Source organism: Stenotrophomonas sp. AB1(2024) (assembly GCF_037482345.1).
Taxonomy (GTDB): Bacteria; Pseudomonadota; Gammaproteobacteria; order Xanthomonadales; family Xanthomonadaceae; genus Stenotrophomonas.
The window spans coordinates 2,205,071-2,220,540 of the sequence record NZ_JBBHKO020000001.1; the positions used below are offsets into that span (position 1 = coordinate 2,205,071).

General features: G+C 67.9%; 15 protein-coding genes. 10 read left to right on the forward strand and 5 right to left on the reverse strand.

The window, feature by feature from the left end:
• Window positions 1-85: 85 nt before the first annotated feature.
• From WIX41_RS10085 to WIX41_RS10095, 3 genes are read left to right on the forward strand one after another with little or no spacing between them, the layout of a single operon-like run.
• Window positions 86-727: a ubiquinone biosynthesis accessory factor UbiJ gene (locus tag WIX41_RS10085; RefSeq protein WP_339447156.1), complete on the forward strand. Its 642-nt coding sequence runs from the start codon at window positions 86-88 to the stop codon at window positions 725-727.
• On the forward strand, window positions 724-2,382 hold the full coding sequence (gene ubiB, locus WIX41_RS10090; protein WP_339447158.1) for a ubiquinone biosynthesis regulatory protein kinase UbiB: 1,659 nt from the start codon (window positions 724-726) through the stop codon (window positions 2,380-2,382). The genes WIX41_RS10085 and ubiB overlap by 4 nt, the downstream gene beginning before the upstream one ends.
• A gap of 5 nt (window positions 2,383-2,387) precedes the next feature.
• Window positions 2,388-3,104: a pseudouridine synthase gene (locus WIX41_RS10095; protein WP_409187486.1), complete on the forward strand. Its 717-nt coding sequence runs from the start codon at window positions 2,388-2,390 to the stop codon at window positions 3,102-3,104.
• Between the two features lie 3 nt (window positions 3,105-3,107).
• Here the strand turns inward: WIX41_RS10095 and WIX41_RS10100 are convergent, their stop codons facing one another.
• Window positions 3,108-3,671 carry a DUF2059 domain-containing protein gene (locus WIX41_RS10100; RefSeq protein WP_339447162.1) on the reverse strand — a complete coding sequence of 188 codons (564 nt, stop codon included), beginning with the start codon at window positions 3,669-3,671 and terminating at the stop codon, window positions 3,108-3,110.
• A 160-nt stretch (window positions 3,672-3,831) separates the two neighbouring features.
• Here WIX41_RS10100 and arfB point away from each other — a divergent pair, with 160 nt between their 5' ends.
• The 3 genes from arfB to dcp all read left to right on the forward strand — a co-directional run bounded on the left by arfB (window position 3,832) and on the right by dcp (window position 7,132).
• Window positions 3,832-4,263 carry an alternative ribosome rescue aminoacyl-tRNA hydrolase ArfB gene (gene arfB, locus WIX41_RS10105; protein WP_339447164.1) on the forward strand — a complete coding sequence of 144 codons (432 nt, stop codon included), beginning with the start codon at window positions 3,832-3,834 and terminating at the stop codon, window positions 4,261-4,263.
• A gap of 46 nt (window positions 4,264-4,309) precedes the next feature.
• On the forward strand, window positions 4,310-4,870 hold the full coding sequence (locus WIX41_RS10110) for a lysophospholipid acyltransferase family protein (RefSeq protein WP_409187487.1): 561 nt from the start codon (window positions 4,310-4,312) through the stop codon (window positions 4,868-4,870).
• A 105-nt stretch (window positions 4,871-4,975) separates the two neighbouring features.
• Complete coding sequence (dcp, locus tag WIX41_RS10115; RefSeq protein WP_339447168.1) at window positions 4,976-7,132, forward strand: peptidyl-dipeptidase Dcp; 2,157 nt, start codon at window positions 4,976-4,978, stop codon at window positions 7,130-7,132.
• 101 nt (window positions 7,133-7,233) lie between these two features.
• On the opposite strand, the gene WIX41_RS10120 is transcribed toward dcp, so the two are convergent.
• Complete coding sequence (locus WIX41_RS10120) at window positions 7,234-7,677, reverse strand: hypothetical protein (RefSeq protein ID WP_339447170.1); 444 nt, start codon at window positions 7,675-7,677, stop codon at window positions 7,234-7,236.
• 3 nt (window positions 7,678-7,680) lie between these two features.
• Window positions 7,681-8,085 (reverse strand): hypothetical protein, encoded by a 405-nt coding sequence (locus WIX41_RS10125; protein ID WP_339447171.1) that lies wholly within the window; start codon window positions 8,083-8,085, stop codon window positions 7,681-7,683.
• A gap of 169 nt (window positions 8,086-8,254) precedes the next feature.
• On the opposite strand from WIX41_RS10125, the gene lepB reads away from it, so the two are divergent.
• Complete coding sequence (gene lepB / locus WIX41_RS10130; RefSeq protein WP_339447172.1) at window positions 8,255-8,881, forward strand: signal peptidase I; 627 nt, start codon at window positions 8,255-8,257, stop codon at window positions 8,879-8,881.
• A 227-nt stretch (window positions 8,882-9,108) separates the two neighbouring features.
• Window positions 9,109-10,380 (forward strand): MFS transporter, encoded by a 1,272-nt coding sequence (locus WIX41_RS10135; protein WP_339447174.1) that lies wholly within the window; start codon window positions 9,109-9,111, stop codon window positions 10,378-10,380.
• Here WIX41_RS10135 and WIX41_RS10140 read toward each other — a convergent pair.
• Both WIX41_RS10140 and WIX41_RS10145 read right to left on the reverse strand, forming a co-directional pair.
• The gene (locus WIX41_RS10140; protein ID WP_282246596.1) at window positions 10,370-11,275 is read right to left on the reverse strand and encodes a LysR substrate-binding domain-containing protein; all 906 of its coding nucleotides are present in this window, start codon (window positions 11,273-11,275) and stop codon (window positions 10,370-10,372) included. The genes WIX41_RS10135 and WIX41_RS10140 overlap by 11 nt on opposite strands.
• Before the next feature lie 9 nt (window positions 11,276-11,284).
• Window positions 11,285-12,253, reverse strand: a complete 969-nt coding sequence (locus tag WIX41_RS10145; RefSeq protein WP_339447177.1) for a LysR family transcriptional regulator — start codon at window positions 12,251-12,253, stop codon at window positions 11,285-11,287.
• Window positions 12,254-12,359: 106 nt separating this feature from the next.
• Between WIX41_RS10145 and aceB the strand changes: the two genes are divergently transcribed.
• On the forward strand, window positions 12,360-14,009 hold the full coding sequence (gene aceB / locus WIX41_RS10150) for a malate synthase A (protein WP_339447179.1): 1,650 nt from the start codon (window positions 12,360-12,362) through the stop codon (window positions 14,007-14,009).
• Window positions 14,010-14,113: 104 nt separating this feature from the next.
• Window positions 14,114-15,397, forward strand: a complete 1,284-nt coding sequence (gene aceA, locus WIX41_RS10155; protein WP_339447181.1) for an isocitrate lyase — start codon at window positions 14,114-14,116, stop codon at window positions 15,395-15,397.
• Window positions 15,398-15,470: the final 73 nt, after the last annotated feature.

Consider the following 15,470-nt stretch of genomic DNA (forward strand, 5'->3'; position numbering starts at 1 on the left):
TGTCGGTGCGGTGGGCTCCTGGCGCGTGGCGACGCGCCAGGCCTGCAGGCGCCCGTCGTAAAAGGGGGCGCGGTAGAATGACGCCATGCCCCGCTCCCTGCTCTCTTCCCTCAAGCCCCTGGCCGGCAATGCGCTGCAGCTCGCGCTCAACCGCACCCTGGCGCTGGACCCCGATACCCGCCGCGCGCTGGTCGCGCTGGATGGCCGCCACATCGCCCTGACCCTGGAATCGCCCGCGTTGGCGATGCGCATCGGCGTCGACGGCGAGCGGCTGACGGTGGGCCCGGTAGACCCGCAGCAGGAGCCGGACCTGGCCGTGCGCAGCACGCTCGGCGGGGTGCTGGCGCAGTTGCCGTTCCTGGCCAACGCGCGCCGTGGCGGCGATGCTCCGGCGGGGCGGGTCAAGGTGTCCGGCGATGCAGAGCTGGCGCGCCGCCTGCAGCAGCTGGCCAGCCGCTTCGATCCGGATTGGCAGCTGCCGTTCGTGCGGGTGTTCGGCGAGGTGCTCGGCGTGCAGGTCGCCAATGCCCTGCGTTCAGCCCTGCAGCATGCGCGCCGTGGTGCATCCGACCTGGCGCACAGCGCCGCCGATTTTGTCACCGAGGAGTCGCGCGACGTGGTAGCCCGAGCCGAACTGGATGCCTTCCATGACGATGTGGACGTGATGCGCGACGACGTCGAACGCATCGCCGCCCGCGTGCAGCGCCTTGCCCAGGTGCGCGCATGAAGGCGGTGTTCCGCGCCAGCCGCATCGGTCGGGTGATCCTGCGCTACCGCCTGGACGACCTGCTTGAAGGCACGCCGCTGGAAGGCTGGCTGCGCCTGGCCAAGCCGTTCGTGCCGCGCGCATCGGCCGATATTGCCGCCCAGTCCCGTGGCGCGCGGTTGCGCCTGGCGCTGCAGGACCTTGGCCCGATTTTCGTCAAGTTCGGGCAGATCCTGTCCACCCGCCGCGACCTGATCCCGGCCGACATCGCCAACGAACTCACCCTGCTGCAGGACCGGGTCAAGCCCTTCGATGGCGCCACCGCCCAGCGCATCGTGGAACAGGCGCTGGGCCGCACGGTCGCCGATGCGTTCGCCAGCTTCGATCTGCAGCCGCTGGCCTCGGCCTCGATCGCGCAGGTCCACGCGGCCACGCTGGCCGACGGCCGCCAGGTGGTGGTCAAGGTGCTGCGCCCGGGTATCGAAAAGCAGATCGACGCCGACATCGCGTTGTTGAAATCGGCCGCGGCACTGGTCGAGCGTGCCCATCCGCGCGCCGACAAGATCCGCCCACGCGAAGTGGTGGCCGAAGTCGAAAACACCCTGGCCGCCGAGCTGGACCTGCAGCGCGAAGGCGCCAATGCCAGCGTCCTGCGCCGCAACTGGGTCGATTCGGACGACCTGTACGTGCCCGAGGTGGTCTGGAGCCATACCGCCGAACGCGCGCTCACCCTGGAGCGGGTGTGGGGCATTCCGTCGGACGACATCGCCGCACTGGACAAGGCCGGCATCGACCGCAAGGCGCTGGCTGCCAAGGGCGTGCGCGTGTTCTACACGCAGGTGTTCCGCGACAACTTCTTCCACGCCGATGCGCACGCCGGCAACATCTGGGTCGACGTCGATCCGGCGCGCCGCGACAACCCGCGCTTCATCGCGCTGGATTTCGGCATCATGGGCCAGCTGTCCGAAGAAGATCAGTATTACCTGGCCGAGAACTTCATGGCCATCTTCAACAAGGACTACCGGCGCATGGCCGAGCTCCATGTCGAAGCCGGCTGGATGCCCAACAACGTGCGCATCGATGAACTCGAAGCGGCCGCGCGTTCGGTGTGCGAACCCTACTTCACCCGTCCGCTGTCGCAGATCTCGCTGGCCGAAGTGCTGATCAAGCTGTTCCGGGTGGCCCAGCGTTACGAACTCACGCTGCAGCCGCAGCTGATCCTGCTGCAGAAGACCCTGCTCAACATCGAAGGCGTGGGCCGCCAGCTCGATCCTGGGCTGGACATCTGGGCGGTGGCGCGGCCGGTGCTGGAACGCATCCTGCGCGAGCGCTACAGCCCGCGCCGGGTGTTCAAGGAACTGCGCAAGCGCCTGCCGGAAATCATGACCCACACCCCGGACATGCCGCGCCTGGTGCACGCCTGGCTGCGCCAGCAGGTGGAAGGCGGGCATGAGCTGTCGATGCGTTCGCAGGACCTGGTGGCGCTCAACACCAACCTGCAGAAGCTGCAGAAACGCGCCGTGGCCGCCATCGCCGGCGTCGGCCTGCTGATCGTCGCCGCCGTGCTGTACGGCATGCAGCCGGGCGGCTGGTACTTCGGCGATGCGCCGGTGTGGAGCTGGGTAAGCGGGGCAGCGGGGTTGTTCTCGCTGGCCAGCGCGTGGTGGCGGCGGTGACCGATATCGAGACGCTGGCCGAAGCGCCGGTGGCGCTGCCGCTGCTGCAGCTGCTGCACGTGGACGAGCGCCTGGCGGTGGTGAACAAGCCTGCCGGGCTGATGGTCCACGACAGCAAGCTGGCCCGTGGCGAAGACGATTTCCTCGCCGACCGCCTGCGCGAGCAGCTGGGCAAGCCGATCTTCCTGGTCCATCGGCTGGACCGCGCCACCAGCGGTTGCCTGCTGCTGGCTTTCGACCGCGAGAGCGCCAGCGTGCTGGGCAAATCGCTGATGGGCGGCGAGGTGATCAAGGACTACCTGGCGATCTGCCGTGGCTGGCCGGCCGAAGCAGCGTTCACGGTCGACCACGACCTGGACGGCGGCCCGGGCAAGCCAGTGAAGAAGCAGGCCATCACCCATTTCCAGCGCGTGGCCGTGGGCGAAATCAGCGTGCCGGTGGGCGAGTTCGCTACCTCGCGCTACGCGCTGCTGCGCTGCCAACCGCAGACCGGGCGCTTCCGCCAGATCCGCCGGCACCTCAAGCACCTGTCGCATCACCTGATCGGCGACACCAGCCACGGCGATGGCCGGCACAACCGCAGCTTCCGCATGCAGGGCATCCACCGCATGTTGCTGCACGCCGAACGGCTGCGCTTCCCGCATCCCGATGGCACGCTGATGGACGTCAGCGCGCCGGTGGATGGGGAGTTCCGCAAGGCGATGAATCTGTTCGGCTGGTAGCGCCTACTTCTTTGCTGGGGCCGGTGCTGCCGCCGGCGCGGTTTCTTCGTTCACGATCGCATTCAAGTCCTTCTGCAGGTCCACGAACAGCGGCTGGAGCTTGGCCTGGATGGCCACCATCACGTCCTGCATCAGCGCCGGGGTCTTGTCCAGCAGGCTCTGCCCGGCCGGGCTCTCGTAGAATTCGGCCATGGCCAGCACGTCTTCCTTGCTGAAGGTCTTCTTGTAGAGTTCCACGTACATCGGCCGCAGCTGCTGCCAGGACAATGCCTTGCGGATGGTCTCGTTGCTGCGCTGTTCGATGCGCTGCAGCTGCGCCTTGCCGGCGTCATCGAGCTGGCGCTGCTCGGCCACCTGCTGGAACTGCTGGCGCTGCATCGCCTCCATCTGCGGCAGCATGGTGTCGAGCATGCTCTGCGCGCGCGAGGCGGACAGCAGGCGGTTGATGTCCGCGTCCGACGGTGGCGCAGCCAGGGCCGGGACAATGGCGGCCAGGCCCAGTGCGAGGGCCAGGGCCAGGGCCAGGCGGGTCAGGCCGCTTTGGGCCGGCGAACGGGTCGAGATCATGTAGGTGCATCCTGCGTTGCATGGAATGCCGAGCATACCGGTGATGGGGTTCCCCGTGCCGACGGTTCCGGCCCGTACCCGGCTTTTATGCGCCTTATCGACGCCATTGGTGAACATTGCGGTCACCTCAGGCGGCAGTCCTGCCTTTACAATGCCGCCCATGGGAAATGGGCCTGTCACCATCAACGCGCACCTGGCGATTCCGGACACGGAGATCGTCGAACGGTTTGTGCGCGCCAGCGGGGCCGGCGGGCAGAACGTGAACAAGGTATCCAGCGCCGTCGAACTGCGGTTCGACGTGGCCGGTTCGCCATCGTTGCCCGAACCGCTGCGCACCCGTCTGCTGGCCCGGCGCGACCGGCGCATGACCGGCGAGGGCGTGCTGGTCATCGACGCCCAGCGTTTCCGCACCCAGGACCGCAACCGCGAAGACGCGCGCGAGCGCCTGGCCGCCTTCATCCAGGCCAGCCTCAGCGTGCCCAAGCCGCGCGTGGCCACCAAGCCCTCGTACGGCTCCAAGCTGCGCCGGCTGGATGAAAAGAAGGGCCGCGCGCAGATCAAGCGCGGCCGCACCACACGCAATTGGGAGTGATTGCTTGAACAACCGAAGTCCGCTGCTGCCGGCCGTGCCGCCCAACATGCCGCAGGTCAAACCGAACCGTTTCCTGCGCTGGCTGGCACGCTGCACACTGCGCCTGGGCGGCTGGAAAGTCACCGGTACCTTCCCGGACGTGCCCAAGCTGGTCTTCATCGTCGCCCCGCACTCGTCCAACTGGGACGGCTTCTGGGGCATGGCGGCCAAGATCGCGCTGGGCATGCAGGTGAAGGTGCTGGGCAAGGCCTCGCTGTTCTGGTGGCCGCTGTCGCCGCTGCTGCGCGCCCTGGGGGTGATCCCGCTGGACCGCAGCTCGCCGCAGGGCACGGTGGAGCAGGCGGTCAGCCTGCTGCGCAACTCCGAACGCCTGTGGTACGCCATCACCCCCGAAGGCACCCGCAAGGCGGTGACCCACTGGAAGGCCGGGTTCCTGAAGATCGCCCGCATGGCCGACGTGCCGGTGCTGGCCTGCTACTTCCACTACCCGGAAAAGACCATCGGCATTGGCCCGCTGTTCTACTCCACCGGCGACGACGTGGCCGACATGGCTGCCATCCGCGAGTACTACCGCCCCTGGCAGGGCAAGAACCGCGGCACCGCCTGAGGCAAGGCCAGGCGCCACGTCCGGCACATGCCGGGCGCGGGCAATGGGAGTAGGGTGATCGGCTGCGGTTGTGTGCCGCTTCACCTCATTCCAGGAGCCCGTTCCATGTCGCGTACCGTTATCTTGGCCGCCGCCATCAGCCTGGCGCTGGCGGCCTGTTCCGGCAAGGAGTCCACCCCCGTGTCCGACGCCCAGACCCCCGCCGCGCAGCAGCCGGCCGACGCCTCCACCAACCCCTTGTTGAGCGCCAGCACCCTGCCGTTCCAGGCCCCGCCGTTTGACCGGATCAAGGACAGTGACTACCTGCCGGCCTTCAACGAAGGCATGAAGCAGCACCTGGCCGAAGTGCGCAGGATCGCCGACAACGCCGAACCGGCCACCTTCGACAACACCATCGAAGCGCTTGAGCGCAGCGGCGAAACGCTGGACCGCGTATCGCGCGTGTTCTTCGGCCTGGTCCAGGCCGACACCAACGAAGCGCGCCAGAAGATCCAGGAAGAAGTCGCCCCGAAGCTGGCCGAACACCAGGATGAAATCAGCCTGGACCCGAAGCTGTTCGCGCGCATCAAGACCATTTACGACCAGCGCGCCTCGCTGGGCCTGGACCCGGTGCAGACGCGCCTGGTCGAACGCGATTACCAGGAATTCGTGCGCGCCGGTGCGCAGCTCAATGACGCCGACAAGGCCAGCCTGCGCAAGCTCAACGTGGAAGAAACCACGCTGGCCACCCAGTTCCACACCCGCCTGGTTGCCGCCACCGCTGCCGCCGCCGTGGTGGTGGACGACAAGGCCATGTTGGCCGGCCTGAGCGAAGACGAGATCAACACCGCCGCCGCAGATGCCAAGGCGCGCAACCTGGAAGGCAAGTTCCTGCTGCCGCTGCAGAACACCACCCAGCAGCCGGTGCTTGCTTCGCTGAGCAACCGCGACCAGCGCGCCGCCGTGCTCAAGGCCTCGGAAACCCGCGCCGAGCGCGGCGATGCCAACGACACCCGGCAGACCGTGCAGCGCCTGGCCCAGCTGCGTGCGCAGAAGGCCAAGCTGCTGGGCTTTGAGAACTACGCCGCCTACAGCCTGGCCGACCAGATGGCCAAGGCCCCGGCCGCCGCGCTCAAGCTGCTCACCGATACCGTGCCGGCCGCCACCAACAAGGCGCGCGGCGAGATCGTCGAGATGCAGAAGGTGATCGACGCGCAGAATGGTGGTTTCAAGCTTGCCGCGTCGGATTGGGACTTCTACGCCGAACAGGTACGCAAGGCGCAGTACGACCTGGACGAATCGCAGATCAAGCCGTACTTCGAAATGGACAATGTGCTGCAGAATGGCGTCTTCTACGCCGCCACGCAGCTGTATGGCATCACCTTCAAGCCGCGCACCGACATTCCGACCTACCACCCGGACATGAAGGTGTATGAAGTGTTCGACAAGGACGGCACCTCGCTGGCGCTGTTCTACACCGACTACTTCAAGCGCGACAGCAAGTCCGGCGGCGCCTGGATGGACGTGTTCGTCGAGCAGAACGGCCTGACCGGCGCCAAGCCGGTGGTCTACAACGTCTGCAACTTCACCAAGCCCGCCGCCGGCCAGCCGGCGCTGCTGAGTTTCGACGACGTCACCACCATGTTCCATGAGTTCGGCCATGCGCTGCACGGCATGTTCTCGAACGTGAAGTACCCGTCGATCGCCGGCACCAGCACCTCGCGCGACTTCGTCGAGTTCCCCTCGCAGTTCAATGAGCACTGGGCGCTGGACCCGAAGGTGTTCGCCAACTACGCCAAGAACTACAAGACCGGCGAGCCGATGCCGCAGGCGCTGGTCGACAAGATCCTCAAGGCACGTACCTTCAACCAGGGCTACGCGACCACCGAGTACCTGTCGGCCGCACTGCTCGACCTGGCCTGGCACACCCAGCCGGCCGACGCCAAGCTGCAGGACGTGGCCCCGTTTGAAGCGGCCGCGCTGAAGAAGTTCAAGGTCGACCTGGCGCAGGTTCCGCCGCGTTACCGCACCACCTACTTCGACCACATCTGGGGTGGCGGCTACTCGGCCGGTTACTACGCCTACTTCTGGGCCGAAGTGCTGGACCATGACGCGTTCGAGTGGTTCAAGGAGCACGGTGGCCTGACCGCTGAGAATGGCCAGGTATTCCGCGACAAGATCCTCTCGCGCGGCAACAGCGTGGAGCTGGCCGACCTGTACCGCAACTTCCGCGGCAAGGACCCGTCGGTCGAGCCGCTGCTGGTCAACCGCGGTCTGAAGTGATCCCGCAGGGATCACGGTAGGTACCAACCGTTGGTTGGTACATGATCGAGTTGAACGCGAACGGCGGGGGAAACCCCGCCGTTCGCGCGTCTGGAGGCCGGTTACGTCCCCACGCGGCATCCCACCTCGCTGCATCCCAGGTGATCCAGCGCGATCTCCAACGCATGCATGTAACTCTGCGCGCAATACCCGTGCGCCACGCCGATGCGCTGGCCAACATCGGCCGGCAGGCACGCCTCCGGCGCGCCCGCATCATCGTCATGCACCTCCACGTACACGTTGTGCAGATGCGGCAACAACCGCTGCAACCGCGTACTGCCCACGCACGCACCCGGGTCCAGCAACGTCACTTCGCCCCGGCTGTGGTCGGCCACGCGCAGCGCATCCAGCAGTTCCTGTTCCGAACCGCATGCACGGATCGCCACCGTGGTGCCCGCATCGATTGCACGATGCACCAGCGCCTTGAGCACCGGTGCCGGCAACGGCTGCGCGGTGCGGATCAACTGCCCACTCGCTTCCGGACCGCGAATGATGAAGATCGACATGGCTCAGGCGTTCCCCACAACGGTCTGCAGCCGGCGCGCGGCAATTGCCAGCGACAGCCGGCAGGCATCCTCGCGCCCACTGCTGCATACCACCCGCGCCACCGGCGCGTGCAGCGGGTGCAGGTGCGCGTCCAGGCCATCGTCATCATTGGCGGCCATCTCGATGTACGGTGCCGGCAGCGCCTCCAGCGCCGCGCACAGATCGCGGCCATGCGCGGCCCACTGCGCCGGTTCGGCAGCGGCGGTCTCGATCAACACCCACGCCGGGTGGCTTTCCCGGGCCTGCCGCAGGCACTGCAGCAGTGCCGGCAGCGTGGCGCAGTCCTGGCAGTGCACGGCGTGGCCGGCCAGCAGGGCTGGCACCGGCAGCGGGTCCGGCGACGGCTGCCGGAGCAACAGGATGGTCATGGAACACCTCGACAAAGCGCCCAGGGGCGCGGTGTCGACACGATGCGCGTGAGGGCCATAAAGTGGCGATGACCCGCATGCCCGGGGCGCGTAAACAAGGTGTAGCTTTTGCGGGAACTCACTCCCGCCCCACGGGTCAGAAAAGACTCACGCCCGCAAGGACCGCCCCATGACCGCTGCCGCCGCCCAACCCCAATCCAAAGGCCTGCTTCACTGGTTGAAGAAAGAAGCCCTGCCGCTGCTGGTCATGCTCGGCCTGCTCGCCGCCGCGCGCGACAGCCTGGCCAACCACTACCAGGTGCCCAGCGGCTCCATGCAGCACACCCTGATGCCTGGTGATCGGGTGGTGGTGGACATGCGCGCCTATGGCCTGCGCCTGCCGTTCACCTCGGTGGAGCTGCTGCACACCGGCGTGCCGCAGCGGGGCGAAGTGGCGGTGTTCGATTCACCGCAGGACGGCACCCGCCTGATCAAGCGCATCGCCGCAGTGGGCGGCGACCGGGTGGACCTGCATGAAGGCCACCTCAGCATCAACGGCCACCCGCTCGGGCAGGTGGGTACCGATGACGTGGAAGACTTCGGGCGCGCCCTGGCCCGGCTCGACCTGGACCAGGGCGGCGGCCCGGACATCACCGGGCTGACCGTGCCGGTCGGCAAGGTGCTGATGCTGGGCGATCATCGCGGCAACAGCGCCGATGGACGCTACTTCGGCCTGGTGGAAGCCAGCGCCCTGTACGGCAAGGCAGCGCGCGTCTATTACCGCCGTGGCGAAGGCTTCACCTGGCAGGCGCTCTGAGATCACGGAGGGCCGGCCAACGGCCGGCGCTACCGGGGGGCACCGGCCCATCATTGCGAAACCGCGATATCGATCGGTAGCGCCGGCCGTTGGCCGGCCCTCGCAAACCTTGATCGATACGTAAAACGTCTCAATCCAGACCCGTCAGGTTATGGATCGACCTGTACCCGCTGCCTATCCTGAGCGCTGACCCTTACGCACCGGCCCACCCCACGGGCCCAGACGCAATGAACGGCGACACCGCAGCGCTGCCCGAGCGCAGTTCCACCGACCACCCGCCCGCCCCCTCGCAGCACATCGAGCAGGGCACGCCCGCCTTCCGGCGTACGGCGGTGGCGCTGTTCCTGGCCGGTTTCTCCACCTTCGGCCTGCTCTACACCGTGCAGCCCTTGCTGCCCGAGTTCAGCCGCCACTTCGGCGTGTCCGCCGCCAACAGTGCGCTGGCCCTGTCGCTCAGCACCGGCCTGCTGGCCGTATCGATGCTGGTGGCCGGGCTGATCTCCGACCGGGTCGGCCGCCGTGGCGTGATGATCACGGCCCTGCTGGCCTCCACCGTGCTCTCCGCCGCCAGCGCCATGGTCGACGACTGGACCACGCTGCTGGTCCTGCGCACCCTGCTGGGCATCGCGCTCAGCGGCGTGCCGGCGGTGGCGATGACCTACCTGGTCGAAGAAATGGACAGCCGCGCGCTCGGCCTGGCGATGGGCCTGTACATCGGCGGCAATGCGGTCGGCGGCATGAGCGGGCGCCTGATCGCCGGCATCGTCGCCGACCACTGGGGCTGGCGCTGGGGCATCGGCGCGGTCTCGCTGATCGCCGTCATCAGCACCGCGCTGCTGTGGATGCAGCTGCCCGCGTCGCGCCATTTCCAGAGCCGCCGCGGCGGCCTGCGCGAGCTGCCCACGCGCTGGCGCCAGCTGTTCGCCGATCCCGGCCTGCCGTCGCTGTTTGCCACCGCATTCGTGCTGATGGGCGTGTTCGTCACCCTCTACAACTACCTGGGCTACCACCTGCTGGCACCGCCCTATCGGCTCAGCCAGACCGTGGTCGGCCTGATCTTCAGCGTGTACCTGGTCGGTACCTTCAGCTCGGCGTGGATGGGCCAGCAGGCCAACCGGCATGGCCGCGGCCGCGTGCTGGGCATCTGCTACGGCCTGATCGCGCTCGGCATCGTATTGCTGGCGCTGCCGTGGCTGGGCTGCATGGCGGTGGGCATCGCGCTGGTGACGTTCGGCTTCTTCGGCGGCCATTCGGTGGCCAGCAGCTGGGTTGGCAGCCGCGCCGGGGTAATGCGCGCCGAAGCCTCGGCGCTGTACCTGTTCGCCTACTACCTGGGATCCAGTCTGGCCGGTGCCGCCGGCGGCGTGTTCTACACCCGCTGGGACTGGTGGGGCGTGTGTGCGTTCACGGCGGTGCTGACTGCGATCGGCGGCACCATCGCCTGGCGGCTGGGCCGCCGCGCGCAACCAGTGCCGGCAGCGCTCGCGCTCAGCCGCTGAACCCGCCCTGCAGCAGCCGGGTGAAGTGGGTGATCAGCGGCGAGGGGCCCCCACGCCGGTAGGCCACATGCACTTCCGAACTCGCCGCGCGATCGCTCAGCGGCACGAAGCGCGCGCCTTCCACGTGGATGTGGCTGCACGAGGCGGGCAACACCGTGACGCCGAGCCCGGACGCGGCCAGGCTGATCAGCGTGGACGCTTCGCCGGCCTCCTGGATGATGCGCGGGGTGAAGCCGGCGCTGCGGCACAGCGCGATGAAATGATCGTGGATGCCGGCGCCCACCTCGCGCAGGAACCCCACGAACGGCTCATGCGCGAACTGGCGCAGCGCCACCGGCGCGCCGGCCGGCAGGTCGCGGATCAACGGATGCTGGTCGTGCACCACCAGCGCCAGCGGATCGCTGAACAGCTTGCGTGACATCAGCGGCGTGGGCAACGCGCGCTTGCGGATCAGCCCCACATCCAGCTCGTTGGCCACCAGCGCATCGATCTGCTGCAGCGTGTTCATTTCGCGCAGCTTCAACTGCACCTGCGGGAATTGCTGGCGGTAAGCGAAGATCGCGCGCGGAATCTGCGTGGACAGCGGCGTGGCGCGGGTCAACCCAATGCGCAGTTCGCCGGTTTCGCCGCGCTGCGCGCGCTGGGTCAGCTCGATCGCCTGGTCCACCCGCGCCAGTGCCTCGGTGGCCTGCGCCTGCAGCACACGTCCGGCTTCGGTGAGTTCCACGCGGCGGTTGCTGCGCAGGAACAGGCGCGCGCCCAACAGCGTTTCCAGCTGGCGGATCTGCTGGCTGAGCGGTGGCTGCGACATGCCCAGCCGCTCGGCGGCGCGGCCGAAGTGCAGGGTATCGGCCACCGCCAGGAAGTACCGCAGGTGGCGCAGTTCAATCGACATGGCAGCGCATCAGCGTTCGGAATGACCGCTTTCATCATAGCTGCGCGGACTGAACAGGTCCGGCTGGATCAGCTCGATGAAGGCGCGTGCCTGCGGCGACAGGAAGCGGCCACGGCGCACGATCACCCCGTAGCTGCGCTCGGGGAACCAGGCGCTCATCGAACGCGTCACCAGCCGGCCGCGGTCGGCATCGTTGAGGCACAGCGCCGGCACGATGGAAATGCCCATGCCCATCGCCACGTACTGCTTGATCACTTCCCAGCCGCCCACCTCCAGCGCCACCGTGTACGGCACGCGCTGGCGCTGGAATACCTGGTCCACCAGCCGGTAGGTGATCTGGCGCTTGGGCGGCAGCACCAGCGGGTAGGCCGAGATCGCCTGCAGGGTCAACTCCGGCGCGGTGGCCAGCGGGTGGTCGGGCGGGGCGATCAGCACCTGCTCGAAACGGTAGGCCGGCGCATAGCTGAGGTCGGACGGCACGTCGGTCATCGAGCCCACCGCCAGGTCGGCCGCATCGCTGCGCAGCAGGTCGGTACCGTCGGCGCTGATCGCGTTGTGCAGGGTCAGGCGTACGTCCGGGTGGCGCTGGCGGAAACGCTCCACGATGCGCGGCAGCAGGTACAGGATGGTGGAGCTGTTGGCGGCGATGTTGAGCTCGCCCGCATCCAGCCCTTTGACCTTGTCGCGGAAGCTGGCCTCCAGCCCGTCCAGGCTTTCCACCAGCGGCTGGGCCATTTCAAACAGCAGCTGGCCCTCGCGGCTGGGCACCAGCCGCCGTCCACTGCGCTCGAACAGGCCCACCCCCAGCTCGCGTTCCAGTGCCTGCAACTGCTGGCTGATCGCCGGCTGGCTGACAAACAGCGCCTCAGCTGCCCGTGAGACTGAGCCTAATCGCACCGTCTGGCAGAACGCCCGCAGCGGCTTGAGCCGGTCAGACTTGTAGGAAAAACGTGGACTTGGCGGTCGGGGCGTGGGCATGGCGTAACGAATATAAGTACGTCTTATGTAAAGCATTGCAATAACTGTTTTGTCAAATACCACACTCCGGCGCACGGTGGCATCACCCGCAACGCAGGAGTTGGACATGTCCGCTGTCGCCGCCTTCGCCACCGCCCAGCCCACCCCGGCCGATGCTCCGGCCACCCCGGGGATTGCCCTGACCACCCAGCTCGCCGGCCAGTCGGCCCTGCTGCCGGCCGGGGTACTGGCGCTGCTGGTGTCGCTGCACCGCGCGGTGGAGCCCGAACGCCAGCGCCGCCTGCAGGCCCGCCGCGAACGCCAGGTCTTCTTCGACGGCGGCGGCCTGCCGGACTTCCGTACCGACACCGCGGGCATCCGCAGCGAGGACTGGCGCGTCGCGCCGATCCCGGATGCCCTGCAGGACCGCCGCGTCGAGATCACCGGCCCGACCGACCCGAAGATGGTCATCAATGCGCTGAACTCCGGCGCCAAGGTGTTCATGGCCGATTTCGAGGATTCCACCGCCCCGGCCTGGCGCAACCTGCTGGCCGGCCAGCAGGCGCTGATCGGCGCCGTGCGCGGCGACCTGACCCATACCGCGCCCGGCGTGGACGGCAAGCCCGGCAAGCACTACGCGCTGCGCCCGCTGGACGAACAGGCCGTGCTGATCGTGCGCCCGCGCGGCTGGCACCTGGATGAGAAGCACGTGCGCATCGATGGCCAGCCGCTGGCCGGTGGCCTGTTCGACGCAGCGGTGTTCGCCTTCCACAACGCGCGCACCCTGATGTGCCGCCAGCGCGGCCCGTACTTCTACCTGCCCAAGCTGCAGTCGATGGAAGAGGCCGCGCTGTGGGAAACCGCGCTGTCGCACATCGAAGGCATGCTCGGCCTGCCGCATGGCCAGATCAAGGTCACCGTGCTGATCGAAACGCTGCCGGCGGTGTTCGAGATGGACGAGATCCTGCACGTGCTGCGCGACCGCATCGTCGGCCTGAACTGCGGCCGCTGGGATTACATCTTTTCCTACATCAAGACCTTCCGCGCGCGCGCCGACAAGGTGCTGCCCGAGCGCGGCCAGGTGACCATGACCCAGCCGTTCCTGAAGGCCTATTCGGAACTGTTGATCCAGACCTGCCACCGTCGTGGCGCGCATGCGATGGGCGGCATGGCCGCGCAGATCCCGATCAACCACGACGCCGCCGCCAACGAACAGGCCATGGCGCGGGTGCGTGCCGACAAGCTGCGCGAAGTCACCGCCGGCCACGACGGCACCTGGGTGGCGCACCCGGCGTTGATTCCGGTGGCGCAGGCGATCTTCGACGCGCACATGCCCGGCCCGAACCAGCACGCGGTGCTGCGCCGCGATGTGCGGGTGGGCCGCGATGAGCTGATCGCCGCGCCCACCGGGACCATTACCCGCGCCGGCTTCGAGGGCAACGCGGAAGTGTGCGTGCGCTACCTGGCCGCCTGGCTGGACGGCAACGGCTGCGTGCCGATCCATCACCTGATGGAAGACGCGGCCACTGCCGAGATCAGCCGCAGCCAGCTGTGGCAGTGGCTGCACGTGCCCGACCAACACCTGGACGACGGCACCGCCATCGACCTGGCCCTGCTCGACGCCACCCTGGCCGCGCTGCCGGCGCGGTTGGGCGACCGTACCGCGCTGCCGGGTGGGGTGCGGATCGAGGAGGCCATTGCGTTGCTGGGTGAGCTGAGCCGTCGCGAAGAATTGACAGACTTTCTGACCTTGCCGGCCTACGACCGCCTGGCCTGACCCCAGCAGCCGGGCAGAGCCCGGCTCTACCTCCGAACGTCCACCACCGCCGTAGAGCGGGGCTCTGCCCCGCTGCTCTGCCCCACCGACCCTGGAGAAACGACATGAGCCACCTGCCGACCGCCGAACAGATCCAGCACGAATGGGACACCGACCCGCGCTGGGCCGGGATCCAGCGCAACTACAGCGCCGCCGACGTGGTGCGCCTGCGCGGCACCGTGCACGTAGAGCATTCGCTGGCCCGGCTGGGCGCGGAGAAGCTGTGGAAATACCTGCATGAAAAGGACTTCGTCAACGCGCTCGGCGCGCTGACCGGCAACCAGGCTATGCAGCAGGTCAAGGCCGGCCTCAACGCCATCTACCTGTCCGGCTGGCAGGTTGCGGCCGACGCCAACCTGGCCGGCCAGATGTACCCCGACCAGTCGCTGTATCCGGCCGACTCGGTGCCGGCGGTGGTCAAGCGCATCAACAACACCCTGCTGCGCGCCGACCAGCTGCACCACGCCGAAGGCAAGGACGAGATCGACTTCCTGCAGCCCATCGTGGCCGACGCCGAAGCCGGCTTCGGCGGCGTGCTCAACGCCTTCGAGCTGATGAAGGCGATGATCGAAGCCGGCGCGGCCGGGGTCCACTTTGAAGACCAGCTGGCCTCGGCGAAGAAGTGCGGGCACATGGGCGGCAAGGTGCTGGTACCGACCCGCGAGGCCATCGAAAAGTTGAACGCCGCGCGCCTGGCCGCCGACGTGCTGGGCGTACCGACCCTGCTGGTGGCGCGTACCGACGCCGAAGCCGCTGACCTGCTGACCAGCGACATCGACCCCAACGACCAGCCCTTCGCCAGCGGCGAGCGCACCCCGGAAGGCTTCTACCGCACCCGGAATGGTTTGGACCAGGCGATCAGCCGCGGCCTGGCCTACGCCCCCTATGCCGACCTGGTCTGGTGCGAGACCGGCAAGCCGGACCTGGCGTTCGCCCGCCAGTTCGCCGAAGCCATCCACGCCAAGTACCCCGGCAAGCTGCTGGCCTACAACTGCTCGCCCAGCTTCAACTGGAAGAAGAACCTGGACGACGCCACCATCGCCAGGTTCCAGAAGGAAATCGCCAGCTACGGTTACAGGTTCCAGTTCATCACCCTGGCCGGCTTCCACGCCCTGAACTACTCCATGTTCAACCTGGCCCACGGCTACGCCCGCCGCCAGATGAGCGCCTTCGTTGAACTGCAGGAGGCCGAATTTGCTGCCGCCGACCGGGGCTTCACCGCGGTCAAGCACCAGCGCGAGGTGGGCACCGGCTACTTCGACGCGGTCACCCAGGCCATCCAGCAGGGCCAGTCCTCGACCACCGCCCTGACCGGCTCCACCGAAGAAGAGCAATTCCGGGCCGCATAGCCGCCCGGAACCGGCTGCAACCGCCGCCGCCGGGTGGCGCCACCACCCGGGGTAGCGCCGGCCGTTGGCCGGC